This is a genomic window from Streptomyces sp. NBC_00038, from assembly GCF_026343635.1.
Classification (GTDB): Bacteria; Actinomycetota; Actinomycetes; order Streptomycetales; family Streptomycetaceae; genus Streptomyces.
Genome location: NZ_JAPELQ010000001.1, coordinates 8138973 through 8164806, shown reverse-complemented (window position 1 = coordinate 8164806; position 25834 = coordinate 8138973). Strand labels below are relative to the sequence as shown.

At 72.3% G+C, this 25834-nt stretch carries 26 protein-coding genes and 2 pseudogenes; 18 read left to right on the top strand and 10 right to left on the bottom strand.

The genetic code is table 11. The features are described from left to right. The first annotated feature begins 553 nt into the window (after positions 1–553). The 3 genes from OG219_RS36825 to OG219_RS36815 all read left to right on the top strand — a co-directional run bounded on the left by OG219_RS36825 (position 554) and on the right by OG219_RS36815 (position 3035). Positions 554–1237, top strand: a complete 684-nt coding sequence (locus OG219_RS36825; protein ID WP_266833954.1) for a DUF6230 family protein — start codon at positions 554–556, stop codon at positions 1235–1237. Beyond that, complete coding sequence (locus tag OG219_RS36820; protein WP_266833952.1) at positions 1237–1644, top strand: DUF6114 domain-containing protein; 408 nt, start codon at positions 1237–1239, stop codon at positions 1642–1644. The genes OG219_RS36825 and OG219_RS36820 overlap by 1 nt, the downstream gene beginning before the upstream one ends. Before the next feature lie 146 nt (positions 1645–1790). Then, complete coding sequence (locus OG219_RS36815; RefSeq protein ID WP_266833950.1) at positions 1791–3035, top strand: cytochrome P450; 1245 nt, start codon at positions 1791–1793, stop codon at positions 3033–3035. A gap of 7 nt (positions 3036–3042) precedes the next feature. Here the strand turns inward: OG219_RS36815 and OG219_RS36810 are convergent, their stop codons facing one another. From OG219_RS36810 to OG219_RS36790, 5 genes are read right to left on the bottom strand one after another with little or no spacing between them, the layout of a single operon-like run. Continuing rightward, entirely contained in the window at positions 3043–4395 is a 1353-nt protein-coding gene (locus tag OG219_RS36810) for a cytochrome P450 (protein WP_266833948.1), read from the bottom strand. After that, positions 4392–4994: an ATP/GTP-binding protein gene (locus tag OG219_RS36805; protein WP_266833946.1), complete on the bottom strand. Its 603-nt coding sequence runs from the start codon at positions 4992–4994 to the stop codon at positions 4392–4394. Before OG219_RS36805 ends, OG219_RS36810 begins: the two co-directional genes overlap by 4 nt. Continuing rightward, positions 4972–5331 carry a DUF742 domain-containing protein gene (locus OG219_RS36800; protein ID WP_266833944.1) on the bottom strand — a complete coding sequence of 120 codons (360 nt, stop codon included), beginning with the start codon at positions 5329–5331 and terminating at the stop codon, positions 4972–4974. Before OG219_RS36800 ends, OG219_RS36805 begins: the two co-directional genes overlap by 23 nt. Then, entirely contained in the window at positions 5328–5741 is a 414-nt protein-coding gene (locus OG219_RS36795) for a roadblock/LC7 domain-containing protein (protein ID WP_266833942.1), read from the bottom strand. Before OG219_RS36795 ends, OG219_RS36800 begins: the two co-directional genes overlap by 4 nt. Then, on the bottom strand, positions 5738–7072 hold the full coding sequence (locus OG219_RS36790; RefSeq protein ID WP_266836354.1) for an ATP-binding protein: 1335 nt from the start codon (positions 7070–7072) through the stop codon (positions 5738–5740). The genes OG219_RS36795 and OG219_RS36790 overlap by 4 nt, the downstream gene beginning before the upstream one ends. Before the next feature lie 377 nt (positions 7073–7449). Between OG219_RS36790 and OG219_RS36785 the strand changes: the two genes are divergently transcribed. From OG219_RS36785 to OG219_RS36775, 3 genes are all read left to right on the top strand, one after another. Next, a complete protein-coding gene (locus OG219_RS36785; protein WP_323183320.1) occupies positions 7450–8421 on the top strand; it encodes a helix-turn-helix domain-containing protein in 972 nt (323 codons plus the stop codon). Between the two features lie 95 nt (positions 8422–8516). Then, positions 8517–9386 (top strand): LysR family transcriptional regulator, encoded by an 870-nt coding sequence (locus OG219_RS36780; RefSeq protein ID WP_266833940.1) that lies wholly within the window; start codon positions 8517–8519, stop codon positions 9384–9386. A gap of 88 nt (positions 9387–9474) precedes the next feature. Then, entirely contained in the window at positions 9475–10710 is a 1236-nt protein-coding gene (locus OG219_RS36775) for an MFS transporter (protein WP_266833938.1), read from the top strand. Here OG219_RS36775 and OG219_RS36770 read toward each other — a convergent pair. The 3 genes and pseudogenes from OG219_RS36770 to OG219_RS36760 all read right to left on the bottom strand — a co-directional run. Next, a pseudogene (locus tag OG219_RS36770) lies at positions 10671–11438 on the bottom strand (helix-turn-helix domain-containing protein); the annotation flags it as partial. The gene OG219_RS36775 and the pseudogene OG219_RS36770 sit on opposite strands and share 40 nt — an antisense overlap. A 777-nt stretch (positions 11439–12215) precedes the next feature. Beyond that, positions 12216–12470: pseudogene (locus tag OG219_RS36765) on the bottom strand (hypothetical protein); the annotation flags it as partial. A gap of 73 nt (positions 12471–12543) precedes the next feature. Continuing rightward, on the bottom strand, positions 12544–13563 hold the full coding sequence (locus OG219_RS36760; protein ID WP_266833936.1) for an alpha/beta hydrolase: 1020 nt from the start codon (positions 13561–13563) through the stop codon (positions 12544–12546). A 498-nt stretch (positions 13564–14061) separates the two neighbouring features. Between OG219_RS36760 and OG219_RS36755 the strand changes: the two genes are divergently transcribed. Then, a complete protein-coding gene (locus tag OG219_RS36755) occupies positions 14062–14886 on the top strand; it encodes an SAM-dependent methyltransferase (protein ID WP_266833934.1) in 825 nt (274 codons plus the stop codon). Positions 14887–14901: 15 nt separating this feature from the next. Here the strand turns inward: OG219_RS36755 and OG219_RS36750 are convergent, their stop codons facing one another. Continuing rightward, positions 14902–16233: a YhgE/Pip domain-containing protein gene (locus OG219_RS36750; RefSeq protein ID WP_266833932.1), complete on the bottom strand. Its 1332-nt coding sequence runs from the start codon at positions 16231–16233 to the stop codon at positions 14902–14904. Positions 16234–16284: 51 nt separating this feature from the next. Here OG219_RS36750 and OG219_RS36745 point away from each other — a divergent pair, with 51 nt between their 5' ends. The 4 genes from OG219_RS36745 to OG219_RS36730 all read left to right on the top strand — a co-directional run bounded on the left by OG219_RS36745 (position 16285) and on the right by OG219_RS36730 (position 19316). After that, on the top strand, positions 16285–16419 hold the full coding sequence (locus OG219_RS36745; RefSeq protein WP_266833930.1) for a hypothetical protein: 135 nt from the start codon (positions 16285–16287) through the stop codon (positions 16417–16419). A gap of 72 nt (positions 16420–16491) precedes the next feature. Further along, positions 16492–18036, top strand: coding sequence for a phage tail sheath C-terminal domain-containing protein (locus OG219_RS36740; RefSeq protein WP_266833928.1), 1545 nt, complete (start codon positions 16492–16494; stop codon positions 18034–18036). 1 nt (position 18037) lies between these two features. Further along, on the top strand, positions 18038–18568 hold the full coding sequence (locus OG219_RS36735) for a phage tail protein (protein ID WP_266833926.1): 531 nt from the start codon (positions 18038–18040) through the stop codon (positions 18566–18568). 31 nt (positions 18569–18599) lie between these two features. Continuing rightward, complete coding sequence (locus tag OG219_RS36730; RefSeq protein ID WP_266833924.1) at positions 18600–19316, top strand: hypothetical protein; 717 nt, start codon at positions 18600–18602, stop codon at positions 19314–19316. Here the strand turns inward: OG219_RS36730 and OG219_RS36725 are convergent. After that, a complete protein-coding gene (locus OG219_RS36725) occupies positions 19292–19564 on the bottom strand; it encodes a hypothetical protein (protein ID WP_266833922.1) in 273 nt (90 codons plus the stop codon). The genes OG219_RS36730 and OG219_RS36725 overlap by 25 nt on opposite strands. Before the next feature lie 132 nt (positions 19565–19696). Here OG219_RS36725 and OG219_RS36720 point away from each other — a divergent pair, with 132 nt between their 5' ends. The 7 genes from OG219_RS36720 to OG219_RS36690 are packed head-to-tail and all read left to right on the top strand — an operon-like array spanning position 19697 to position 25824. Continuing rightward, positions 19697–20095: a hypothetical protein gene (locus tag OG219_RS36720; protein WP_266833920.1), complete on the top strand. Its 399-nt coding sequence runs from the start codon at positions 19697–19699 to the stop codon at positions 20093–20095. After that, on the top strand, positions 20092–21288 hold the full coding sequence (locus tag OG219_RS36715) for a DUF4255 domain-containing protein (RefSeq protein WP_266833918.1): 1197 nt from the start codon (positions 20092–20094) through the stop codon (positions 21286–21288). Before OG219_RS36720 ends, OG219_RS36715 begins: the two co-directional genes overlap by 4 nt. Continuing rightward, positions 21285–23408: an ATP-binding protein gene (locus tag OG219_RS36710; RefSeq protein WP_266833916.1), complete on the top strand. Its 2124-nt coding sequence runs from the start codon at positions 21285–21287 to the stop codon at positions 23406–23408. The genes OG219_RS36715 and OG219_RS36710 overlap by 4 nt, the downstream gene beginning before the upstream one ends. Further along, positions 23399–23737, top strand: a complete 339-nt coding sequence (locus OG219_RS36705) for a hypothetical protein (protein WP_266833914.1) — start codon at positions 23399–23401, stop codon at positions 23735–23737. The genes OG219_RS36710 and OG219_RS36705 overlap by 10 nt, the downstream gene beginning before the upstream one ends. Beyond that, entirely contained in the window at positions 23734–24414 is a 681-nt protein-coding gene (locus tag OG219_RS36700) for a hypothetical protein (protein WP_266833912.1), read from the top strand. The genes OG219_RS36705 and OG219_RS36700 overlap by 4 nt, the downstream gene beginning before the upstream one ends. Next, positions 24414–24728, top strand: a complete 315-nt coding sequence (locus OG219_RS36695; protein ID WP_266833910.1) for a hypothetical protein — start codon at positions 24414–24416, stop codon at positions 24726–24728. The genes OG219_RS36700 and OG219_RS36695 overlap by 1 nt, the downstream gene beginning before the upstream one ends. Continuing rightward, positions 24718–25824: a hypothetical protein gene (locus OG219_RS36690; protein WP_266833908.1), complete on the top strand. Its 1107-nt coding sequence runs from the start codon at positions 24718–24720 to the stop codon at positions 25822–25824. The genes OG219_RS36695 and OG219_RS36690 overlap by 11 nt, the downstream gene beginning before the upstream one ends. The last annotated feature ends 10 nt before the right edge of the window (positions 25825–25834 follow it).

Genomic DNA, 25834 nt, shown 5'->3' with positions numbered 1-25834 from the left:
CCGCTGCCGGCCCGTGGCGTCTTCTCCGTACGCGACGGGCCGGCAGCGACAACGGGGCTACCGGGCACGACCCAAGGGGGGAAGGCGACCGTGCCGGTGCCGTGGGGGGCTGAATGGGGGATTGCGCAGCGCGCATTCGAATGCGCTTCAGACGCGCATGGCATGCGCTTCGGGTGTGTCACGCCGCCCCGCGACAGAGCGGGGGCCAGGAGGGTGACAGGTGCCGCGCTGCGGATCCGGCGCCACGGATCCGTGGAAACAAGGGAGAGTTCTAGACCCGCCGGACGGTCAACGTCAAGGCAGGGAACGGAAGTTGGAGATCGGAGCGGCCGCCCCCTTCACAGGTACGGCACAAGCAACACCCTTTTCCCACAGGTCCCTTGACCCACAGTTGTAACCCCCGGTAACTTCCTCGACGGCTACTGAGGCGTAACAAGAAAGCCCTTCCATTCGCCAGGGGTGATGAGGGCGCGTTCGTCGCAGCCGCTGTCCGCGCCAGGACAACACGCCGCTGAATCTCCTACCCCGCATCGCCCATGCCCAGGGAGCAGACATGGCCTCGTCCTCGGACGCCACGGCGTCCACCTCACCCACCCCGTCCGACCCGGAGAGCACGGAAAGCGGTTCCGCCACCGACGGACCGGTCAGACGCGGGCGGGTCCGCCTGCGCAGAGCCGCGGTGATGGCGGTGCCGGCCACCGTGATCGCCGCGGGGCTGATGGTCCTCACCGCGGAGGGCGCTCTCGGCGTCCAGTTCGCCATCTCCGGCATGCCGTTCACGGTCACCGCCACCGAGCTCGACGGAACCGGCTTCGAGCAGTTCGGCGGCCTCGACTCGATGGCCGAGGGCAGCCCGAACACCGGCGACACCGGCGGCCAGGTCCTGGTCATCACCTCCGCGATCAAGAGCGCGACGCTCACCAAGCTGTGCCAGAGCGTCGACCTCGGCGGTACGAACCTGCTCATCAAGGCGGGCGGCGGCGAGGAGAAGGTCCAGGCGAGCCACCTCACCACCGACTCCACGGAGCTGTCGGGCGACGCGTCCTTCGAGAACATCGAGATCGGCAACGACGCCAGCACGCTCGACAAGGCCGGGGTCCAGGGGCCCATCGGCGTGTTCAGCCAGCAGGCCGACACCGTCCACATCGCGAACCTGCGGCAGACCAACTACGCGACCACGGCGGCGGTGTTCAAGCTTCCCGGTCTCAACCTCAGCTTCAGCTCCCGGGGTTGCTGATGAACGGCATCCGGAAGCCAGGGAACCCGAGGTCCGATTTCCGGCAGTGGCGCGCGCACCGGCCCTTCTGGGGCGGGCTGCTGCTCGCCCTGGCGGGGGCGGAGATCCTGCTCACCGAGAAGGCGTCCATGAAGGTCGTCATGCACATGGGCGCGCAGGGCCTGGCCGGCTATCTGCTGCCGACCTTGATGGTGCTCTGCGGCCTGCTGATCCTCTTCAACCCGGCCCAGCGCCTCTTCTACTCGATCCTCGGCATCCTCCTCACCCTCGGCACCTGGCTCACCTCCAACCTCGGCGGCTTCCTCGTCGGCCTTCTCCTCGGAGCCGTCGGCAGCTGCCTCGCGTTCGGCTGGCTCCCGGACCAGGAACCGCGCCGCCGCCGTTTCCTGCGTCGAGGCCACGCGTAGCCACCAGAACGATCAACTTGCCTGTACGCGCAGGGAAGTTGCCCTCGTACGCAACGGGCGCCCGGCGATCTCGCTGGGCAACCGGACGGCAGCTTAGGGTGATGTGCCGAACAACCGGCGAGTGCCTGATGCCGTGGAGGCTCCTGATGGGAAACCCCAGCCCCTTAGTGATCGATCCGACCGGCCGCGACATTCACGGCGAGGGCGTCCGCATCCGCGCGGCGGGGCCGGTGGCCCGCGTCGAACTCCCCGGCGGTGTGGAGGCATGGGCGGTCAGCAGCCCCGAGTTGCTCAAGAAACTGCTCACCGATCCCCGGGTGTCCAAGGACGCCCGGCAGCACTGGCCCCGGTTGGCGAACGGGGAGATCACCCCGGAGTGGCCGCTGTTCACCTGGGTCGCCGTGCAGAACATGTTCACCGCGTACGGCGGCGACCACAAACGCCTCCGCATCCTGGTCTCCAAGGCGTTCACCGCGCGTCGGACGGCCGCGCTCCAGCCGCGGATCGAGGAGATCGCCGGTGAGCTCCTCGACCGGATCGAGAAGGTCGCCCGTGAGTCCCAAGTCGTCGATCTGCGGGAGGAGTTCTGCTACCCGCTGCCGATCCAGGTGATCAGCGAGCTGTTCGGCCTGCCCAAGGAGCGGGGCCCGGAGCTGCGCCGGCTGGTGGACCGCATGTTCGACACCTCCGCCGACCCGGGCGAGATGTCCGCCGCCTGGGAGCGGTTGGACGTCGTGCTGCGCGAACTCGTCGCCGCCAAGCGGGAGTCGCCCGGCGACGACCTGACCACGGGGCTCATCGCGGCCCGCGACGAGGAGGGCGGTACGCAGCTCAGCGAGCAGGAACTCCTCGACACCCTGGGGCTGATGGTCAGCGCCGGGCACGAGACCACGGTCAACCTCATCGACAACGCCGTCCACGCCCTGCTCACGCACCCGGAACAGCTCGCCACCGTGCGGGCGGGCGGAGCCTCGTGGGACGACGTGGTCGAGGAGACGCTGCGGGTGGACGCGCCGGTCGCCAGCCTGCCGCTGCGGTACGCCGTGGAAGACCTCGACCTCGCCGGACTCGGCGTCCCCGGCGGGACCGTGATCGCCAAGGGCGAGGCGATCCTGGCCTCCTACGCCGCCGCCGGACGCGACCCCGAGCGGCACGGAAAGGACGCCGACCGCTTCGACGTCACCCGCACCGACAAGGAGCACCTGGCCTTCGGCCACGGCGTGCACCACTGCCTCGGCGCCCCGCTGGGCCGCATGGAGGCCCGCATCGCACTACCGGCCCTCTTCGACCGGTTCCCCGGACTCCGACTCGCCGTCCCCGAGGACGAGTTGCGGCCGGTGGACTCCTTCATCTCCAACGGCCACCGCTCCCTTCCCGTCCGGGTCTCCTAGGGCACGGTCACTCCCCGCGCCACCAGGCCAGCAGTCGGGCCCAGCCGCTCTTCGGACGGTCGGGCTCCGCCGCGGGCCGCTCCCCTGCCGCCACCGGCGCGGCGCTCGCGTACGACGGCCGCGCGCCCTCCGTCCGTACGACCGTTGTGGCGGGCGGGAAACGCACGGGCAGCGCGACGAGTGCTCGGTGGAACGGGCCGGGCCGCCAGACCAACTCCTCGACGGGAACTGCCAGTTCGACATCAGGGAGCCGGTCGAGGAGCTTCTCCACCGCGACCGCCGCGATCAGCCGGGCCGGGTTCTGCGCCGGGCAGTTGTGCGGGCCCGCGCTCCACGCCAAGTGGGCGCGGTTGCCCGCCCGTTGATCGGCTGCCAGAGCGGGGTCGGTGTTCGCGGCGGCGAGACTGACGACGAGCGGGGCGCCCGCGCGCAGCAGTACGCCCTCGTACACGACGTCGTGCATCGGGAAGTGCACGGCGTAGTTGGCCATCGGCGGGTCGGCCCACAGCACCTCGTCGAGGGCGTCCTCCACCGGCAGACTGCCGCCGGACAGGTCCCCCGCGAACCGGTCGTCGGACAGCAGCAGGCGCAGGCTGTTGGCGATCAGGTTCTGCTGGGGTTCGGTACCCGCGCCCATCAGCAGGACAAGGGTGTGGATCATCTCCTCGTCGGTGAGCCGGGCGGGGTGCGCCATCAGCCAGGACGTCATGTCCTGGCCGGGCCTGGCCCGCTTCAGCGTGACCAGGTCCAGCAGGGTGGCGGTGAGCAGTTCGTTCGCCTTCTCGGCGTCCACCCCGTCGAAGATCCCGGACATGCCCTCGACCAGCCGGACACCGTACTCCGCCGGGCAGCCGAAGAGGTGGTTGAAGACCAACAGCGGCAGGACCTGCGCGTACTCACCGAGCAGGTCGGCCGTCCCGAGCGGCGCGAACCGGTCGACGAGCGTGTCGGCGCTGCGCTCCACGTACCCGCGCAGCATGCTCGGCTCCACCCGGGCCAGGCTGTCGGCGATCGCCCCGCGCAGCCGGCGGTGTTCCTCCCCGTCGGTGAACAGCGCGTTCGGCCGGTACGCCATCATCGGCACGACCGGGCTGTCCATCGGTACGGTGCCGTCGGCGAGGTCCGTCCAGCGGCGGGGGTCCTTGGAGAAGGTCTCGGGACTGCGCAGGACGTGCAGGGCGGCGTCGTACCCGGTGACGAGCGTGGCCTGGACGCCGGGGGCCAGTTCGACGGGCGCGGTCGGCCCGGCCTTGCGCAGCCGCCGGTAGACGGCGGCAGGATCGGCCGCGAACTCCGGTCCGTGCAGCGGCTCGTGGAACGGGCAGCCCCGTGGGGGAACGGGCGGAGGTACGGCGGTCACGCTTGCTCCAAGTCGCCGGTGCGGGTCAGCAGATACTCGACGAGGGTGATCAGCGCCTCGGTGGACGAGACCGGGTCGCGCGCGTCGCAGCGCACGAGCGGGGTCGACGGCAGCAGGTCGAGGGCCTCGCGCACCTCGGCCAGACCGTGTGCGCAGGCGTCGTCGAAGTCGTTCAGGGCGACGGCGTACGGCAGCCCCAACTCCTCCAGTACGCCCATGACTTCGAAGGACTGGCCAAGGCGCCGGGTGTCGGCGAGGACGAGCGCGCCGAGGGCTCCGTGGGTCATGTCCTGCCACAGCTCGGTGAAGCGCTGCTGCCCCGGGGTGCCGAACAGGTAGAGGACCAGCGAGTCGTTGAGGGTGAGGCGGCCGAAGTCGAGGGCCACCGTGGTGGTCGTCTTGTCCGTCGTACCCGCCAAGTCGTCCACGAGGGCGCCGGCTTCGGTCATGGTCTCCTCGGTGCGCAGCGGCCGTATCTCGGACAGCGCGCCGACGAAGGTGGTCTTGCCGACCGCGAAGTGGCCCACGATCAGCAGCTTGACGGCCGTCTGCACGCTGGGCAGGAGATAGACGTCGTCAGAGGCGGGCGCGGAGCCCATTGAGCACCTCCTGGAGGATGCTGGTGTCGGACGGCTGGGCGGAGGGGATCGGCGCGCGGGTGACGATGTGGCCGCTGTCCATCAGGTCGGCGATCAGCACCTTCGTGACGCTGACCGGCAGCGCCAGATGCCCGGCCACCTCGGCGACCGACAGCGCTCCGGGCCGGCACAGCTCCATCAGCCGGCGCTTCTCCGGGCTCAGGCCGGTCAGCGGCAGATCCTCGGCGGCGATCAGCAGGGTGACGAGGTCCAGGGTGTTGCGGGACGGCTGGGAGCGGCCGTCCGTGACGACGTACGACCGCACCAGCCGCTCGCCCGGGCGGCCCCTGGGAGTCATACCGGGCTGCCGGTGTCCCGCCGGGCCGGGCTGGTCAGCTCCTTGCCGAGCCGGTCGACCAGTTTGTGCATGCGGTAGGTGACCGCCTCCATGTCCACGTTCTCGGTGGTCGACACCGCGAGGTGGGCACCCTCACCGGCGGCGACGAGGAAGACGTACCCGTGCGCGAACTCGATCAGCGTCTGCCGCCAGGGGGTGTCCGGGCTGCCGCAGAACTCGGCCGTGCTGCGGCTGATCGACTGCACCCCGGACAGGCCCGCGGCCATCCGCTCGGCGTCGTCCCGGCCGATGTCCGCGGAGTGGGCCCGGAGCATGCCGTCGGAGGACAGCAGGATCGCGTGCCGCGCCTCCGGCACCTTCAGGACCTCGTCGAGCATCCACCCCAGCTCGTTGGTCATGGGCGCGATCATCCCTGTGTGTTCCCTTCGGTACTGTGGGGGGTTTCATCGGCTGCGTCGGGGGTGTCCTGCGCGGCCCGCCCGAAGCGGGTGCCGCGGGCGAACGCGCCCATCCGCCGGGCCTGCTCCTCGGCCGACCGGTCCCCGGACTCCTCGGCCGGCGCGGCGGTGGCCGGTTCGGCGTTCTTCGCCTCCCGTGGCGCGCGGCGCCGCCGCTTCGGCAGGCCTCCGACGGTGGTCGCCGCGGCGGACGCGGGTTCGGCGGTACGAGGCTCGGGCGCCGACTCGGTGGTACGCGCCGGTTCGGCCGTGGGCGCGGGCTCCTGGACCGTGACCGCGGCCGTGTCCACGTGCGTGAGCAGTGCGGACGGTACGAACACCACGGCGCGGACACCCCCGTACGGCGAGCGTGTGTCCACGGAGACGCTGAACCCGTACCGCGCGGCGAGCACGCCGATGACCGCGAAGCCGAACTGGGGCGGATCGTCGAGCCGGGTCACGTCCACCGCGTGGCGCCCGGAGAGCAGTTCGGCGGCGTCCTCGGTCGCCTGGCCGTCCATGCCGACCCCGGCGTCGTCGATGACCACGCAGGCGCCGTTGTGCACGGACTGGACGTTGACCTCGACGGTCGTGTTGGGCTGCGAGTGGCGAGCCGCGTTGTCCAGGAGTTCGGCGATGGCGAGGACCACCGGCTCCACCGCCCGGCTCTCGACGGCGATGTCGACCTGCCCGATGATCCGGATCCGCCGGTAGTCGCGGATGCGGGAGGTCGCGCCGCGCACGACCTCGATCAGCGCGGAGGTGGACCGCTGCCGTCCGGGCCAGGAGCCGCACAGCACGGCGATGGCCTGGGCGCGGCGGCCGAACTGGGCGTTGGTGTGGTCGATTTCGAGGAGGTCGCGCAGCACGTCGGGGTGGTCGTGGCGGTCCTGCATCTCCGAGATGGACACCTGCTGCTCGTTGGCCAGGGCCTGGATCGAGCGCATCGACGCCTTCAGGGCGGCCTTCGCGGACTGGTCGGCACGGGACTGCGCGTGCTCCACGGAACCGGAGAAGCGTTCCAGGACGCTGTCGAGGCACTTGGCGAAGTCGGTGTCGGCCAGCCGGACGTCGAGCAGGCCGGCCGCGGGGCCCGGTTGCTGCGGGGAATCGGCGAGGGCCGGCAGGCGGACCGCGACCACATGGCGCAACTCCTCGTCCCGGGCCTGCAGTTCGTCCGCCAGTTCGGCGGTCCGCACGCGCTGCCGCGCGGTGATCCCGCGCTGGCGCACCAGCAGCACGGTGACGGCGAGCAGCCAGACGGCCAGGCACCAGAACGCCACCTCCGGTATCGGTTCGGTCAAGAGGTTCAAGGGGTTCAAGTCCTCTGAAGGCGTACGTGAGTCGATCGGGGCGCAAGTGACGCGGCGCACGACGCTAGCCGCGCGGCGGCTCCGGCACTTGCGCCCGCGCGCAAGGAAGTTGCTCTCATACGCACTGACTGTGTGGACGGGCCTGTCCGGCGGATCAGGTCGCAGGAACCCGACGGCGCCCCATCAACGCCGGTGAGCGGGGTCTGGTGCGTGCAGCTGCAAGGCGGAGGAGGGAGTCAACGCGGAGCGTTGGCGACCGACGACAACGCGGCAGATGTGCGTGCCAGACCCCACGTCTGCGGCAGGATCCGCCGGATAGGCCCTAGGCTGACCGCGAGTAACTGGGGCCATTCGTACGGGAGTTGATGGTGTCGTCGCTGTCCGCGGAAAGCTACCTGGTGGAGACGCGGACGACCGGGGAGGTGGATCCGCGTGAGCGGACCGACTTCTGGAGCGAGCACATCGGGTCCTACGAGCCCCGGATGGGCTTCCGGTACCCCCGCACCGACAACTTCCGCGGTGAGACGGTCCGCCAGCGCACCGAGGCCTACCAGCTCGTCAGGGTCCGGTCGGACGAGGTCGCGTACAGCAGGTCGGCGCGGCAGGTCCGGGAGGACCCGGACGAGGACTACCGGTTACTGCTTCCGCTCACCGGCGAGATCGTCGTACGGCAGAACGAGCGGGAGGCACGGCTGACCCCGGGAACGGGCACGCTCGTCTCCTTCGGGGCGCCCTTCGAGTGCCACCAGGACGCGTCCGCGCAGGCGTTCGTCCTCACCATCCCGGCCCACGAAGTGGACGGCCCACTGAACCGCAGGTCGCCGCTGGCCACCAGCATCGATCTGAGCAGAGGCCTCGGACGCGTGGTCAACTCCATGGTCAACGACCTGCACGCGGAGCGCGACCAGCTCACCGACCCCCAGTTCAACGCCGTCTCCGACCGCGTCGTCGAGCTGCTGTGCATGCTCGCCACCGCCGACGACCGCCCGGACGCGGCCGGGCATCTCACCGACGTGGAGACGATGGTCCGCCGCTACGTACGCGAGCACGCCGCCGACCCGGCCCTCACCGGTACGTCCATGGCCCACACCCTGGGCTGGTCCCTCCGCCAGATCCAGCTGGCCCTGCAGCGCGTGGGCACCACCCCCCGCGAACTGATCCGCGAGGAACGCCTGCGCCTGGTCCGCGATCGCCTCCGGTGCGGTGACTGCGAACACCTGACGATCACCGATCTCGCGTACGCCTCGGGCTTCTCCTCGGCCAGTGCGCTGAGCACGGCGTTCCGGCAGCGCTACGGGGTGAGTCCGCGGGAGATGCGGCACGGCGGGCGGCGTCCCTGAGCCGCCCGCTGAACGTGCCGTGGGCGATCACCAGCTGGGACAATCACCCGAGACGGTAATCTCCGGCAGAGATGGGTACGGCTTCGGGAGCGCGCATGGATCTGCGGCAGATGGAGGTCGCCGTCGCGGTGGCCGAGGCGGGCGGGTTCACCGCGGCGGCGCAGCGGCTGAACGTGGTCCAGTCCGCCGTGTCGAGCACGGTACGGGCGCTGGAGCGGGAGCTGGGCACCCCGTTGTTCGACCGCACCACGCACCGGGTGTCGCTGACCCCGGCAGGTGAGGCCTTCGTACCGGCGGCGCGGGCAGCACTGCGGGCCGCGGAACAGGTGCGGGCGGCGGTCGACGCCGTCCAGGGGCAGCTGCGGGGGCGGATCACGGTCGGCACGATGCAGGGCGTCTGGGCCGACCTCCACCGCCCGCTGGCCGCACTGCGCGCGGAGCACCCCGGTGTGGTGGTCCGGCTGCGGCAGGCCGCGGTGACCGACATCCGGCAGGCGCTGCGCGAGGGCACGGTGGACCTGGCGGTGGTCGCGCTCGACCGGCAGCAGCAGCGCGGCCTGGTGACCCGGCTGCTGTCCCGGGAGGAGATGGTGCTGGTGTCCGCGCCGGCGCGGGCCCTCGCGGGGACCGGTCCGGAGGGTACGGTCACGCTCGCCGAGGCCGCCCGGCTGCCGCTGGTGGACTTCACGCCCGGTTGGGCGATCCGTCTCGCCGTGGACCGGGCGTTCCGTGCCGCCTCGGTGGAGCGCGAGACGACCTTCGAGGTCAACGACATCGTCGCCGCGTCCGAACTCGTCCGCAACGATCTCGGCGTCTGCGTCATGCCCGCCTCGATCGCCGGCCGGTTCCCGGACCTGAGCACCCACCGCTTCGAGCGGCACGCGCCGGCCTGGAAGGTGATGGTGGTACGCCCGCGCGGGGAGGCACCGCCGGCGGTGGCCGCGCTGCTGCGGCACATGGCCTGAGGGGCCCATCTCCATATGCGATAACCAACATCTCGAACCATCGCCGCGTGCGGGGAAGCAGCCGGGCCCGTCGGACGCTGACGCAGGCATGAGTGCGACAAGGAAGCCCTCCGAGCTCCACACACCAGGCGGGCCCACGGTCACCGCCGAGGCCGCGAACGGCATACCGGGCTGGCTGGTGGCGCTGCTCGCCGTCGCCTGCGGCATGACGGTCGCCAACCTCTACTACGCCCAGCCCCTGTTGTCCGACCTGCGCGACGTCTTCCACATCAGCACGGCGGCCGCGGGCGGACTGATCACCCTCACCCAGGTCGGCTACGTCATCGGCATGCTGCTCCTGGTCCCGCTCGGCGACCGCCTGGAGAAGCGCGGTCTGGTCACCGTCCTGCTGGCGGTCACCACGCTCGCCCTCGTCGCGGCGGGCCTCGCCACCAGTTTCCCGATGCTGCTTGTGGCGTCGCTGGTCAGCGGAGCCACCTCGGTCGTCGCCCAGATCCTGGTGCCTTTCGCCGCGAGCCTCGCCCCCGACCACGCCCGCGGCCGCGTCGTCGGCCGGGTGATGAGCGGCCTGCTGACCGGCATCCTGCTCTCCCGCACGCTGAGCAGCCTGGTCTCCGACGCGGCCGGCTGGCGCGTGGTCTACCTCGGTTCCGCCGTCCTGATGGCGCTGCTCGCGGTCGCGCTGCGCGTGGCCCTGCCGCACAACGCGCCGACCACGACCATCCCGTACACCCACGTCCTGCGCTCCACCGTCCGCTTGGTGCGCACGCACCCGGTGCTCGTGCGCCGGGGCCTCTACCAGGCGGCGATGTTCGGTGCGTTCAGCGCCTTCTGGACGACGATCTCGTACGTCCTCACGGGCCCGCACTTCGACTACTCCCCCATCGGAGTCGGCCTGTTCGCCCTGGTGGGAGCGGCCGGCGCGGCCGTGGCACCCTTCGCGGGGCACTGGGCCGACCGAGGTCTGACCCGCCCGATGACCGGCGTCGCCCTCGCCGCGGCGGCCGTGGCGTTCGCCCTCGCGGGGTTCGGCGGCCACCACATCGTGCTCCTCGCGCTGGCCGCCGTACTGCTCGACATGGGCGTCCAGACCAGCCTCATCCTCGGCCAGCACACCATCTACCAACTCGACCCCGACGCCCGGGCCCGCCTCAACAGCGCCTTCATCGCGACCTTCTTCATCGGCGGCGCCCTCGGCTCCGAACTCGCCTCCGTCGCCTACCACTTGGCCGGCTGGACCGCGGTGACCGCCCTCGGTACGGCCCTCCCCGTCCTGGCACTCCTCTACTGGACGTCGGAACGCCGGGCACCCTCGGTGGCCTGACCAGCGGTTGCCGACCGCCGCAACTTCCGCACGGCAAGAGCGAGTTGCAGCCGCAGCCGCCCCTGCGGGGAGTGCACGTCCCAGCCGAGGACGTGCTCAGTCTGTACGAGGCGTTCCTGGAGCGTCGAGTGATGCACCGTCAGTTCGGCGGCGGCCGCGCGCAGGCTCGGCGAGGAGGACACCGCGTGGAGTGTCGCGGCCGCCCAGGGGGCCTCGGCGACAGCCCGTTCCACGGCGAGTTCGTCGGGCACCGGCGGGGTGTCCGGGCCCACCGCGTCCGCGAGCAGCGCCAGACCGCCGAGTTCGTCGGCGTACACCGTGCGGGGCCCGGGATCGTGCGCCGTCCCCTCGGCGGTCAGCCGGAGCGCGGTCCGGGCGCCGGCCCACGACCGCGGGAGCCCGTCCAGTTCCACGGCCGGCCCGACCCCGGCCCGCCGCGCCTCACTCCCGGCCCGTCCGACGGGCACGATCTCCGCACCGCCCCCGTACAGTGCCACGGCACACACCAACTCCCCTTTCCTCAGCCCTAGTTGGACTGCGGCATGCGCCCGTGCGGCCTTCGGCGCGGACGCATCGAGAACCACCTCGACGAGCGCGGGATCGGGGGCGGATGCGGCAGCGGGCGCCCAGCCACGAGTCCGGTCCAGAACGGCCCGTACGGCACCGGCGGCCCGCTCCAGGATCATCGCGCGGACCCCGTCGGGCGGGCCGGGGGTCTCCAGCCAGAGCGCGGCCGGGGGCTCCGAGGCTGACGTATCCGGGCAGGTGTCGGTCGCGGGGGAGGCGGTGGGGTCCAGCGGGGTCGGCGGCGGGGCGGCGTCGGGGGACGGCTGCGGCGGGGCGGCGTCAGGGGTGTCGAGCGATACCTTCGGCAGGGCGGCATAGGGGGTGCCCGGCGACACCGGGGCCGGGGCTGCGTCGAGAGAGCCCGGGGACTCCGATGGCGTGACGGCGTCGAGGGCGCCGAGCTTCGCCCTCGGCCGAACGGAATCCGGGATGCCCTGTGACGACGAAGCCGAGGCGGCACCCGGGCTCCCCTGCGACGCCGGGGTCGGGCCGGCATCCGGGTTCCCCTGCGACTTCGAGACCAGGCCGGCATCAAGACTGCCTGACCGCGCCGAGGCCGAAGCGGATTCCTCGGTACCCGGCGACGCCGACGGCAGGGCGGCATCGCGGGTGCCCAGCTGTGCCCACGGCCCAACAGCATCCGCGATGCCCGGCGGAACTGAGTCCGGGCCCTCGTCCGAGGACCCCGGCGACACCGAGACCGGGCCTCCACCCGAGACCCCCGGCGACACCGGGACCGGACCGGCATCGACCATGCCCAGCCGCCCCGAGGCCGAGGCAGCGTCGAGGGAACCCGGCGGCGCCGAGACCGGACCGGCACCCCGGGAACCCGGCGACACCACGGCCGGACCAGCCCCCCGGGAACCGGGCGACACCACGGCCGCACCGGCAGCCGGGACGGCCGACCGTGCGCCCGGTCCCGCCACTCCGAGGGTGTCGAGCGGCGCCCACGGCCACGTCGGGTCCACCGGTTCCGTGGAGTCCTCGCGGTGGCCGTCCGGGGCGACGCGGATTCGGACGCCGCGTCGCTCGTCGACCAGGCGGGCGGGGCAGCCGGAGAGGACGGCGGCGCCGCGTACCAGGGCCTCGATGCCTACGCGGCCCTCCATCAGGCGGTCGAAGTAGGCGATGACCTGTAGGGCGGCGCCCGCGTCGGGGTCGAGTTCCGCGAGGCGTCCTGCCAGCTCTCTCACAGACACCATCCTGCGACCGTGGGCCCGCCCTGCCAACCGTCGGGGGCCGGGGCATCGCGGGCGAACCGGCCGGTCAGGCGCCGAGGAGCCGGCGCAGCCAGCGGAGCCTGGTCGCCCGGCTCTCCTGGGACAGCGGCACCTGCGGAGCCAGCCCCTCGAAGCCGTGGAAGCCGCCGGGCCACACATGGAGCTCGGCGCGACCGCCCGCCTGCCACAGGCGGGTGGCGTACGCGACGTCCTCGTCGCGGAAGGTCTCCGCCGAGCCGACGTCGATGAAGGCCGGGGGCAGCCCGGACAGGTCGGTGGCCCGGGCCGGTGCCGCGTACGGCGAGACGTCGGGTCCGCCGCTCGCCTCCCCGAGCAGCGCGCGCCAGCCCATCTCGTTGGCGGTGCGGTCCCAGACGCCGAGCCCCACCATCTGGTGGCCGGACAGCGAGTCGTTGCGGTCGTCCAGCATCGGGCACATCAGCAGCTGGCCGATCAGCTCCGGCCCTCCGCGGTCCCTGGCCAGCAGGGCGAGGGCAGCGGCGAGCCCGCCTCCGGCGCTGCCTCCGGCGACGACGATGCGGTCCGCGTCGATCCCGAGTTCGCCCGCGTTCTTCGCCGTCCACACCAGGCCCGCGTAGCAGTCCTCGACCGGCGCCGGGTGCGGGTTCTCGGGCGCGAGCCGGTACTCCACCGACACCACCACGAGCCCCAGCTCCTCGGCCCAGTCAAGCGCCTCGGACACTCCCAGCCGGTTGTCGCCGACGACCATGCCGCCGCCGTGGGTGTAGTACACGGCCGGCAGCGGTGTGCTCACCCCGCTCGGCCGGCAGATGAGCAGCGAGACGTCCGGCGCCCCCTCGAACCCCGGCACCGACCGCTCCTCGACCTGGAAGGCGCCGCCGCGCCGCAGGTCCTCATCCGAGGGCCGCATGGGGTTCGCGCCCGCGCCCTCCCGCAGCAGAGGGATCTGCTCCAGCGTGAAGGTGATCGGAATCTGCTCCCTGACCAGTTCGAGCGCGGCGGCCAGCTCCGGGTCGAAGGGCGGCGGCGGAGGGACAGGACCGGTGTGTGCCGGTGAAATGGCGGTCGTCGGCTCGGCAGTCATGACGGCTCCTCGCGTTCCGGTCACTGCGGTGTGACCAGTGCGTTCATGGTGCCCCGAGGGCGAACCACCCGGGTACGCGCCGTTCGGCTGGAATCCCCCGCCATGCGGCGGGGCGCCATCCCGTGGTTTCCCTCGCCCGCGAGATGACTAGGGCCTGTCCGGCGGATCAGGTCGGAGGAAAGAGGCGGTGCCTCATCGACGCAGGTGAGCGGGGCTTGGTGCGTCGAGCTGCAAGGCGGAGGAGGGCGACGACGCGATGGGGGTCCCCCCGCTCGAGCGAAGCCGAGAGTGGGGGAGTCGGCAACCGACGACAACGCCGCAGATCGGCGCCCGCCGCGGAGCGGCTGATGTCACGGCCGCCCCGCGTCTCCGGCATGATCCGCCGGACAGGCCCTAGTGTCCTGGGAGACAGGTGCGACGCCTGATGCGTGGACTCCAACTCCGCGACGCGGGCGCTTAGTTGACGACGTAGGTCACCACTCGACGGAAGGAACGGCGTTGTCCGACAACCCAGGACCGGCCGGCCGCATCGACACCGAGACCGCGCACTCCGCACGGATCTACGACTACATCATCGGAGGGAAGGACTACTACCCCGCCGACAAGGAGGCGGGCGACGCGATGGCGCGGGAGTGGCCCGCCCTGCCGGTCCACATGCGGGCCAACCGCGACTTCATGAACCGCGCGGTGCGCCATCTCGCCCAGGAGGCGGGGATACGCCAGTTCCTCGACATCGGGACCGGCATCCCCACCTCGCCCAACCTCCACGAGATCGCCCAGTCGGTGGCCCCGGAGTCCCGGGTCGTCTACGTCGACAGCGACCCCCTCGTCCTCACCCTCTCCCAGGGCCTGCTGGCCGGCGCGCCCGAGGGCAGGACGTCGTACCTCGAAGCGGACATGCGCGACCCGGCGAGCATCCTGAACGCCCCGGAACTGCGCGAAACGCTCGACCTCGGCCGGCCGGTCGCCCTGACGGTCATCGCGATCGTCCACTTCGTGCTGGACGAGGACGACGCGGTCGGCATCGTCCGCCGCCTCCTGGACCCTCTCCCCTCGGGCAGCTATCTGGCGATGTCCATCGCCACCGCCGAGTTCGCGCCCGAGGAGGTGGGGCGGGTCGCGCACGAGTACGCGGCCCGCGGCATGCCCATGCGGCTGCGTACGCACGCGGAGGCCGGGGAGTTCTTCGAGGGCCTCGAACTGGTCGAGCCCGGCATCGCGCAGGTCCACAAGTGGCATCCGGACGATGCCGGTGCGGCCACCGCCGAGCCGATACGGGACGAGGACATCGCCATGTACGGGGCGGTGGCCCGCAAACCGTAGGAGCCGACCGCCGATTCAGGCGGGCTGCGGGGTCAGCCGGTGCAGCCCCCTGCGGTCGTAGTAGCGGGTCATCGCGAAGCCGAAGAGCAGCGCGAGGGCGGTGCCGATCGCGATCCACAGCCAGGCGCGGCCGAGGCCGGCGTCCGCGCGCGCGTCGAAGAAGAGGATGGCGCGGACGCCGTCGCTGAGCTGACGCATGGGCTCGAAGACGGAGAGGAAGCGGTAGAAGCCGGGGACGGCCTGCAGAGGGATGGTGGCTCCGGAGGACGGCAGGCCCAGGACGATGAACACGAACATGGACACGAGCTGGCCGATCCCGCCGAACGCGGCGTTGATGGCCTGCACACCGAGCCCGACCGCGAGACTGGCGCAGTAGGAGTAGATCCACAGCAGTGGCAGGTGGGAGGCGTCCATGCCGAGGATCGCGACGGTGGCCACCATGATCAGGGTGGTGGTGAGAACGGTGATCCCGGCGGTCATGCCCATCTTCAGCAGCAGCGACTGGGTACGGCTGAGGGGCACGGTCGGGCGGCGGGTGTGCCAGGGGCCGATCTCGGTGTCCGCGTAGCCGAGGGCGCTGTCGACGCCGGTGCCGATGATGTTGGAGCCCATGAAGCCGGCCAGCACGAGCAGCAGGGTGTAGTAGAACGCGGTCAGGCCGAGGCCGCTGTGCTCGCCGATGGGGTGGCCCACCTTGGTGGTGACAGTGACCGGGTCGGCGAGCAGCAGACGCTCGGTGGAGCCGGCCTTCGCGGTGGCGGGGGCCGCCGTCAGCTCCTTGCCGATGGCCAAGGAGGCCTGCTGGGCGGCCTGTTGGGTGATCCTGCTCGCCAGCGAGGAACCGAAGCTGCCCATACCGGGGTTGGTCAGTACGGTGATCGCCGGCCGCGCCTCGGCGTTCGCGGTGGTGAGCGCGGCGACGGAGGTGGTGAAGTCGGCGGGGACGACCAGAGCGCCGTAGATCTTCCCGGAGGCCAGCTGGTCCTGTGCCTGGGCGGTGGTGAGCGTGCGCCAGTCGACCGTGTCGGAGTTGCCGGAGGCGTCCGAGGTGATGGACCGGGTGATCTGCGTCCCCAGGTTCTCCTGCTGCCCGGGCAGCGGCTCGCCCCGGTCCGCGTTGACGACGCCGATGGGCAGGTCGTGCAGCGCGCCGTTCGGGTTGACGATTCCGCCCATGTAGAGCAGGGACAGCAGCAGTGCGAGGAGCCCGGTCAGAACGGTGGGCATCAGCCACAGCTTGGGGCGGCGCAGCAGCCCGGCGGCGCGCGCCTGCGGGGGAGCCGGTGCGGAGTCCGGTGCGGAAGCCGGTGCCGGAGCCTCGCGGTGATCGCTGTCGTCGGCAGCCATGGTTCTCCCTGGGTTCTGGGGCGGCACGAGTGCGTCACGTCAGGATGTGGGGTGGGACCGGAGGGCCCGATCAGCGACTCGCCGGACCTTCCGGGTGGCCGAGGGCGCGGCCGGGGCCTGGACGAGGCCGCCTTCGTCACCGAACTCGTCCGCCAGGGCGGTGACGGGCGAGTGACGGAGGGGTGACTGCGCCGCTGCACGATGCGGGGGCAGCTTCCGGCGGCCGGACGTCGCCGGGTGAGGGAGGCCGAGGACGCGATGGCGACGCAATTCTCCTATCCCGGTGTCTATATCGAGGAGATCGAGAGTTCGGTCCGGCCGATCACCGGCGTCGAGACGTCGGTGACGGCGTTCGTGGGGCTGGCCCTGACGGGGCCGAAGACGCCCACGGCGGTGGAGAGCTGGGCCGACTTCGAGGAACTGTTCGGCGGGCTGTGGGCCGGGAGCGACATGAGCTACGCGGTCTTCCAGTTCTTCCTCAACGGCGGCACCGAGGCGGTCGTCGTCCGCGTCGGCGGTGAGGTCACCTTCGCGGGGGCCGATCTGGGCGACGGCGTGAAGTTGAAGGCGAAGGTGCCCGGCAAGGCCGGGGAAGAACTCACGGCGACCGTGACGCACGACCCGAACGCCGCGAACGATGAGAACGCCGCGAAGCGCTACACGCTGGAGATCACCGACGGGGAGAGGGTCGAGACGTACGTCGTGTCCATCGACCCGGCGCTGCCGGGCCGGCGTCTGGACGCGGTGCTCGCCACCTCGCAGCTCGTCGAACCGGACACGAAGGTGTTCGACGCGCGGCCGGACGCCGTCGCGGGCGAAGCATTCACCGGCGGCACAGATGTGGTTCTCACGACCGGGGACGTGCTGGGCAACGCCTTGGCCGTCCCGCCCACCGGCATACAGGCCCTGCGCGACGTCGACATCTTCAATCTCCTCGTCATTCCGGCCCAGTTGCCGAAGACCGCGAACCCACCGGACGACCGCGACGACCGCGACGACAAGTGGGCGCCCGTGATCGACGCCGCCGCCCTGCTGTGCGAGCAGCGACGGGCGATGCTGCTCCTCGACCCGCCGTTCGCCTGGACGACGACGGCCCTGGCGGTGTCGGGGGCCCGTGCCGGCCTGCCCGTGGGTGGCGTGGCCGGGCGCAACGCGGCCGTGTTCTTCCCGCAGATCAACATCTCGGACCCGCTGGCGGACAAGGTCCGCCTCGTCGGCCCGGCCGGCACCGTCGCCGGAGTGATCGCCCGCACCGACCGTCGGCGCGGCATCTGGAAGGCGCCGGCCGGGATCGACGACGGCCCTCTGGTGGGCGTGCGGTCGCTCGCCTTCGGGCTGACCGACGCGCAGAACGGCGACCTCAACAAGCTGGGGGTGAACTGCCTGCGGACCTTCCCGGTCCACGGCCGGGTGCTGTGGGGCTCGCGCACCTGCCGCGGCGCCGACGCCATCGGCGACCCCTGGAAGTACATCCCGGTCCGGCGTGTGGCGCTCCACATCGAGGAGTCGCTGTTCGTCGGCACGAAATGGGTGGTGTTCGAGCCCAACGACGAACCCCTGTGGGCTTCGATACGGCTCAACGTCGGCACGTTCATGGACCGGCTCTTCAGGCAGGGGGCCTTCCAGGGACGTACGGCCAAGGAGGCGTACTTCGTTCGCTGCGACGCGACGAACAATCCGCAGAGCGACATCGACCTCGGCATCGTCAACATCGACGTCGGCTTCCAGCCGCTGAAACCCGCGGAGTTCGTCCTGATCCGCATCCAGCAGAAACGCCCCGACACCACGGCCCAGGGGAGCTGAGATGGCCCAGTTCTCGGTCAACACCGCCCGTCTGGACCCGTACAAGAACTTCAAGTTCCGGGTGAAGTGGGACAACAGGTACGTCGCGGGAATCAGCAAGGTGAGCGCCCTCAAGCGCACCACCGAAGTGGTGGAGCACCGTGACGGCGGCGACCATTCCAGCGCGCGCCAGTCGCCCGGGCGCACCAAGTACGAGCCGATCACCCTGGAACGCGGGGTCACCCACGACCCGGAGTTCGAGCTGTGGGCGAACAAGGTGTGGAACTACGCCAACGCGCAGGCCGCGCCGGACCAGCGGGACCGTGAGGTCGCGCTCGCGGGCTTCCGCAAGGACCTGGTGATCGAGGTGTTCAACGAGGCGGGCCAGAAGGTGCTGGCCTATCAGGTGTTCCGGTGCTGGGTGTCGGAGTACCAGTCGCTGCCGGATCTCGACGCCAACGCGAACGCGGTCGCCATCCAGCACCTGAAGCTGCAGAACGAGGGCTGGGCACGGGACTTGAGCGTCACCGAGCCCACCGAGACGGACTTCTGACGGGCGACCGGGGATCGGGACGGGGGCCGGGATGACTGCGGTAGCGGTAGGCGTGGTGAGCGCGCCGGAGCTGCTGGACGCCTGGGAGGCGGGCTGGGACAGCGATCCGCTGCGGCGCGGCCTTGCGCTGCACGCGGTCGCGCTGCGGACCACGGCGGCGACCGCCGCGGGCGTGCCGGTGGGACGCCGCGACCGCGTGCTGTTCGCCCTCCGGGCGGCGTTGTTCGGCACCTCGGTGGACGCGGTGTCCCGCTGTCCCGGCTGCGGGACGGAGGTCGAAGTCGCCTTCGACCAGCAGGAGTTGCTTGCGATCGACGAGGCCGGACGCGCGGCCGGTGAGACGGTGACCGTGCGGGAGGACGGCCGGGACTTCCGGGTGCGCATGCCCACGAGCGCGGACCTCGCCGCCGTCCTCGACTCCGGCACCCCGGCCCCGCAGGAGGCGCTCGTACGCCGCTGCGTGGCCGCCGGGCAACCGGGTCCCACCGCCGACGCGGTCGCCGATGCCTGGGCGGCGGCCGACCCGCTGATCGACCTGCGAATCGGCCTGGCCTGCCCCGACTGCGGTCTGGCCTGGGAGGAGCCCTTCGACGTCGTCGGATTCCTCTGGGCGGAGCTGGACGCCTGGGGCCGGCGGACCCTCATCGAGGTGCACGAGCTGGCTCGCGCGTACGGCTGGTCGGAGGCGGACGCCCTGGCGTTGAGCCCGTGGCGCCGGCAGTGCTACCTCGGGCTGGTGGGCACGTGAACGGTTCCCTGGGACGCCTCCTCGGCCGCAGCCGGGCACCGCTCGGCGGACTGCGGCCGCGCCCGGTGTCGCTGTACGAGCGCCGGTCGCCAGGGATGGTGGCGGTGGGCCCGCACGCTCCCGACGTCGGGGGCGCCGTGGACGTCGGCGTGGTCGAGGCTGTTGGTGAGCCGGCCGATGGCAAAGCCGCCGCCGAGGAGGCCGAGACCTTGCGTGCGCCTCGGATGCCGGGTGCGCGTCCTGAGCATCCGACGCCTGCGACTCCTCTGGAGCCTCTGGCGCCTCTGGCGGAAGAGCCGCCCGCGAACACCGCCAGTCCGCCGCGGAACCCGTCCCTCAAGCCGTCCCCGGCATCTCACCTGCCTTTGGTGCATGGCGACATGACGGATCATCAGCAATCGGCGCACCGTGTGACCGCGGCGGCGGAGACCGGGCCGCGCTCGGCTCCCCCGGCGCCGGAGATCCCGTACGCCCCGGAAGAACCACACCACTTTCCGGACACCGCTCCCGCCGCCCGGCTCTCCGTCCCCCCGAACCGCCCTCTCCTACGCGTGGATTCGACCCCGCCTCCCGCCCTGACCGGCGCGCCGCGCTCCCTCGCCCGGGAGGGGGAACCGGCTGTCGTGGTCGAGGTCTCCATCGGCCGTCTCGACGTACGCACTCCGCAGGTGCCCGCCCAGCCGCAGGTCTCCGCCCCGCGCCCCGCCGCCGTACGGGCGAACCACGCCAAGGCGCTGGAGAGCTATCTGCGCCGTCGTGCCGAGGGGGAGCTGGGATGAGCAACTCCCTGGCCATCGCCGCCGTGACGGCCACCCTGCGCACCCGGATCTTCGCCCGCCTCGGCGGTCCGCAGGTCACCGTCGCCCCGCCCAACCGGGCGCCCGACGCGGTGGGCGGCGACCATGTGAACCTCTTCCTGTACCGGGCGGACCTCAACCCGGCCTTCCGCAACGCCGATCCGCCCGGTTGGCCTCCCGGCGAGTCCCCACGCCCGGTGCTGCCGCTGGTCCTGCACTATCTGCTCGCCGCGTACAGCGACGACGAGGGCAAGGCCCACGAGCTGTTCGGGGCGGCGATGCTCGCCCTGCACGACGGTGCGGTGCTGTCGGGCGAGGAGATCCGCGCGGCCACGGCCGTTTCGCTGCCGTCCAGCGATCTGCACCTCCAGGCCGAGCGCGTGAAGATCACCCAGGAGACGCTGAGTCAGGACGACATCGCCAAGATGTGGACCGCCTTCGGGACGCCGTTCCGGATGTCCTCGGCGTACCAGGTGACGGTCGTCCTCATCGACAGCGCCCGGCCCGGTACCTCTCCGCTGCCCGTGCTGCGCCGGGGTGCCGACGACCGCTCGCCGGTGGCCCGCCCCGACACGGCCTCGCTCGCACCCGCCCTGCTCGGGGTCCGCTACGCGGCGCCCGGCCAGGTCAGCGCCCTGCCCGGCGACTCCGTCACGCTGCTGGTGGAGAATCTTCCGGCCGTCGCGCTGACCGCGCGGCTGCGGCATCTGCGGGTGCCGCGCACGGTCGACGTGCCGCTGCCGGCGCCCGCCGCCGGGGCCAACGAAGTCGAACTCGCGCTGCCCGCGCTCCCGTTGCCCGCCGGGCCGTGGGCGGTGGACCTCGCCGCCACCGCGGACGGCTCCTCCCGCACCAACGAACTCGCCCTCGGTGTCAGCCCGTCGGTCACCGCACTCGCGGCCGCGCCCGCAGGCGGCGCCCCGGGCCGGACGACGGTGACCGTGACCGCCTCGCAGCCGGTGCTCACCGGGCAGCGGGCCGCCGTCCTGGTGGGGGCCCGGCAACTGGCCCTGGATCCACTCGCCGCGGACACCGCGATCTTGTCGGTCATCGCCGAACTGCCGTCCGGGCAGACCCGGGTACGCCTGCGGGTGGACGGCGTCGACAGCGAGATCACCGACCGCGCCGCGGGCGCCTTCCTGACCGGACCGACCGTGGAGGTGACCATCCCGTGAGCCTCGGCGCCCCGCCCGACCTCCACTGGGAGGAGGCCAACAACCGCTATCTGACGGCGTCTTCGGCCTGGCTGCGGGCCCGTCTGGACGCGCTGGCCGCCACCAGGCGCGTCCGTACGGGGGCCTCGGCGCCGGGGGCGGCTCCCGCGCCGTCCACCGACGGCCGGCGTCAGCTGCGCCGGAGCCGGCCCGCCGAGTCGCGGCCCGCTCAGGGCAACGCCACAGGAAGCGCCGCGGGCGAGCCCGGCATCGACCGGCTCGCCGCCGACCGGAGGGACGCGGCCGAGCCGCCGGACACCGCGCCGCCCGCGCTGGTCCAGCTGGCGTCCCGGTTCGGTCTGACCGACTTCGAACGCGATGTGCTGCTGCTGGTGAGCGCCCCGGCCGTGGACCCCGGTATCACCGAAGGAATCGCCGCCGCACAGGGCGACCCCGCAGCGACCGCACCGACGTTCGCACTCGCGCTGCGGCTGTTCGACGACGCCCGCTGGGACGTGCTCTCCCCCGGACGGGCGCTGCGCCGCTGGAAGTTGGCCGAGGCGGTGCCCGGGTCCCCGCAGCCGCTGATCACCGCGCCGCTGCGGGCGGACGACCGGATCGCGAACCTCGTCCGCGGTCTGAACCACCTCGACGAGCGGCTCACCGGGGTCCTCGAACCGCTGCCCGACTCCGCCGCCGAGGTCGACTCACCCGCCTCGGTCCGACGCACCGAGGACGCGTTGGTGGCCGCCGTGCTCGCCGACACCCCCGACGGCCGGTTCCCCGTCGTCCAGCTCACCGGGGCCGACGCCGAGAGCCGCGCGCTCGTGACCGCCCGGGCCTTCGCCCGGCTCGACCGTGAGGTGTACCGGCTGCGGGCCGGGACGCTGCTGCGCGGCACACCGGACCCGGACACGGTGGCCCTGCTGTGGCACCGCGAGAGCCTGCTGCTGCCGGTCGCGCTCCTGCTGGACGCCACCGACGCCGAACCGGACGACGCGGCTCTCGCCGCCGCGGTGCACCGCTTCCTGTCCCGGACCGGCGGGCCCGTCGTGCTGGCCGCCGGCGAGGTGTGGCCGGTGACCGAACGGTCCGCCGCCGTGGTCGACGTGGCCGTGCCGTCACCCAGGGAACAGCGCGACCTGTGGGCCACGTCCACCGGACTCGACCCGGACGGCGTACCCGCCGCCCTGGCGGGGCAGTTCCGGCTGAGCCTGCCCGCCCTGGACCGCGTCGCCACCGCCCACCGCCAGGACACGGATGGTCTGTCCGGCGCGGACGCCGGTGCCCTGCTGTGGGCGGCCTGCCGTGCCGCCGCCCGGCCCCGCCTCCAGTCGCTGGCGCAGCGCTCCGTACCGCGTGCCCGGTGGGAGGACCTGGTGCTGCCCGGGCCGCAGATGGACGTACTGCGGGAGATGGCCGAGCACGTACGGCACAGCGCCACCGTCTTCGACGACTGGGGCTTCGAGGAGCGGATGAACCGGGGGCACGGTGTGACCGCCCTGTTCTCCGGCCCCAGTGGCACCGGCAAGACCTTCGCCTCCGAGGTGCTCGCGGGCGAACTCGGCCTGGACCTCTACCGGATCGACCTGTCCGCCGTGGTCAGCAAGTACATCGGCGAGACGGAGAAGAACCTGCACCGGGTCTTCGACGCGGCCGAGAGCGGTGGCTCCCTGCTGCTCTTCGACGAGGCCGACGCGCTGTTCGGCCGGCGCAGCGAGGTGCGCGACAGCCACGACCGGTACGCCAACATCGAGGTGAGCTATCTGCTGCAGCGCATGGAGGCGTACCGCGGCGTGGCCGTCCTCGCCACCAATCTGCGCACCGCCCTCGACCCGGCGTTCCTGCGCCGGCTGCGGTTCGTGGTGGAGTTCCCGGTGCCGGGTGAGGACGAGCGGCGGCGCCTGTGGGCGGCGGCCTTCCCCTCCCAAGTGCCGTTGGAGGACGTCGACTTCGGGCTCTTCGCCGACCTGCCGGCGACCGGCGCCGCCATCCAGGCCATCGCCCTGGGCGCCGCGTTCCGTGCTGCCGCCGCCGGACGCCCGGTCGACACCGGGACGGTGCTCACCGCGGCACGTGCGGAGTTCCGCAAGCTGGACCTGCCGATGCCCGCGATCAGCAGGGAGGGCACATGGCGGTGACGCGTGTTGTGCTGCGCATCGACCAGGTGGTCGTCGACCGGCTGGTCCTCGACTCGGCCACCGCGGCGGGCCGTTCGCCCGCGCGGATCGCGGAGCTGCTGACGCAGGCCCTGAGGGACCGCCTTGCCGACGGCGGCACGGCCGCGTTCGGGACGGAACCCGGCCGTGCCGCCGCCGGCCGTCTGTCCGTGACCGCGGACGGCGCGGGCCTCGACGGCATCGCCCGCGCCGCCGCCGCGGCGGTCGGCCGTGCACTGTCGGGCGACATGGGCTCCGGTCCCGCTCCCCACCGGGCTTCGCCGAGCGCGAACGGCGGTGGACCACGGTGACCTCCGCCTTTCCCCCGGGCACCCCCGTCGTCCCGCGCGGCGCGCTGGTACTACTCGATCCCGGCACCGGCGCCGTGCTGCGCGTCATCGCCTTGCAGTACAACCCCGACACGGTCACCCGGACGCTTCAGCCGCAGGGGGTCGGGGCCGAGGCCGGGGAGCGGAGTGAGGCGTTGCGGCTGCGCGGGCCCGCGCACGAGACCGTCAAGCTGGAGATCGAGCTGGACGCCACCAATGCGCTGGAGGACCCGCTCGGTCCGGACAGCGCCGCCGTGGCCGAGCACGGCCTGCTGCCGGTGCTCGCCGCCCTCGACCTGCTGGTGAACCCGACCGCGCGGGCCCTCCTCGACCAGGACGCCGCCGCCCGGTCGGGGGCGTTCGAGATCGCGCCGATGGAGTCGCCGCTGACCGTGTTCGTGTGGAGCCGGGACCGGGTGGTGCCCGTCCGGCTCACCGAGTTCACGGTCACCGAGGAGGCGTTCGACTCCAACCTCCATCCGATCCGGGCCAAGGTCTCCCTCGGCCTGCGCATCCTCACCGTCGACGACCTGGGCTTCGGCCACCGCGGCGGCGCCCTGTTCCTCGGGCACATGCGGCGCCGCGAGCAGCTCGCGGCCCTGCACCGCTCGGCCCGCCTCGGGTCGGCCGGCCTCGGCACGCCACCGGGAGGCAGCTGATGTTCACCGCCGCGAGCCGCTACGAGGACGTCGGGACCGCCCGGTACGAACCACCGGACGGCGGCGCCCCGGTCCCGTACGTACGCCGCAGACTGCTCCCTGATCCCGCCTCCCTGACGCCGGTCGCGGTCCACGTCGTGGGCGAGGACGACCGCCTGGACCGCGTCGCGGCCGCGGCGCTCGGCGACCCGGAGCTCTTCTGGCGGATCGCCGACGCGAACCCCGTGCTGGACCCGGCCGAGCTGACGGCGCGGCCCGGCCGCCGCCTGGTGATCGCGCTGTCCGCCGCCGCCGGGAGCAGCCATGGCTTCTGAACTCCTGCTGTCGCTGCGGCTCGGGGCGGTGCTAGCGGAGCCGGTGCCTCGCGAGGTGGCGGACGCGCTGCTGTCCGTCCAGGTCACCGAGGGCGTCGGCAGGCCCGGCGGATTCCAGTTGTCGTTCGCCACCGGAAAGCGGTCCTTGCTGTTCCGGGAGCTGCTCCCCCGGGGTGCGCTGGACCCGCCCGCCCGAACCCAGATCGTGCTCACCGTCCGCGGCCGTACGACCGTGCTGATGGACGGTGTGGTCACCCGCCACGAGATCGCCCCGTCCGCCGAGCCCGGACAGGCCAGGCTCACCCTCACCGGTGAGGACGTCTCGCGGATGATGGACATCGTCGACTTCAGCGGCGTCAAGTACCCGTGTCTGCCGCCCGAGGGGCGCGTCGCGGTGATCTGCTCCAAGTACCCGATGTACGGGCTGGTTCCGGCGATCGTGCCCAGCGTGTTCATGGTGCCGCCCAATCCGCTGAAGGAGGTGCCGAGCCACCAAGGCACCGACCTCGCCTACGTCAAGCAGCTTGCCGCGCAGGCCGGTTACCAGTTCTTCGTGGCTCCCGGCCCCCTCCCGGGCGTCAACATCGCCCATTGGGAACCGCCGAACAAGCTGGGCCTCCCGCAGGATCCGCTGCTGGTGAACTGCGATGCGGCCACCAATGTCGAGAGTCTGTCCTTCTCCTTCGACGGCTTCTCCGCCACGCAGTACGTCGTGCTGGTCCAGGACCCCGACACCAAGTTCCCCGTCCCCGTACCGGTCCCGGACGTCACCCCGCTCAGCCCGCCCATGGGCCGCCGCAAGCCGCTCCCGCTCAAGATCTCCCCGATCCACGGCCTGGCGAAGCTCAGTCCGGCGCAGGCGGCGGGCGTGGCGCTGGCCCGTGCCGCGGACAGCTTCGAGGTGATCTCCGGTCAGGGCAGCCTCGACGTGCTGCGCTACGGGCAGCCGCTGCGCTCCCGGCGCCCCGTACCGGTGCACGGCGCGGGCGAGGCGCACGACGGCACCTACTACGTCAAGAGCGTCACCCACTCCATCCAACGCGGCGCCTACACCCAGCAGTTCGCCCTGACCCGCAACGCCTTCCTGCCGCTGTGAGCCCGGCCAC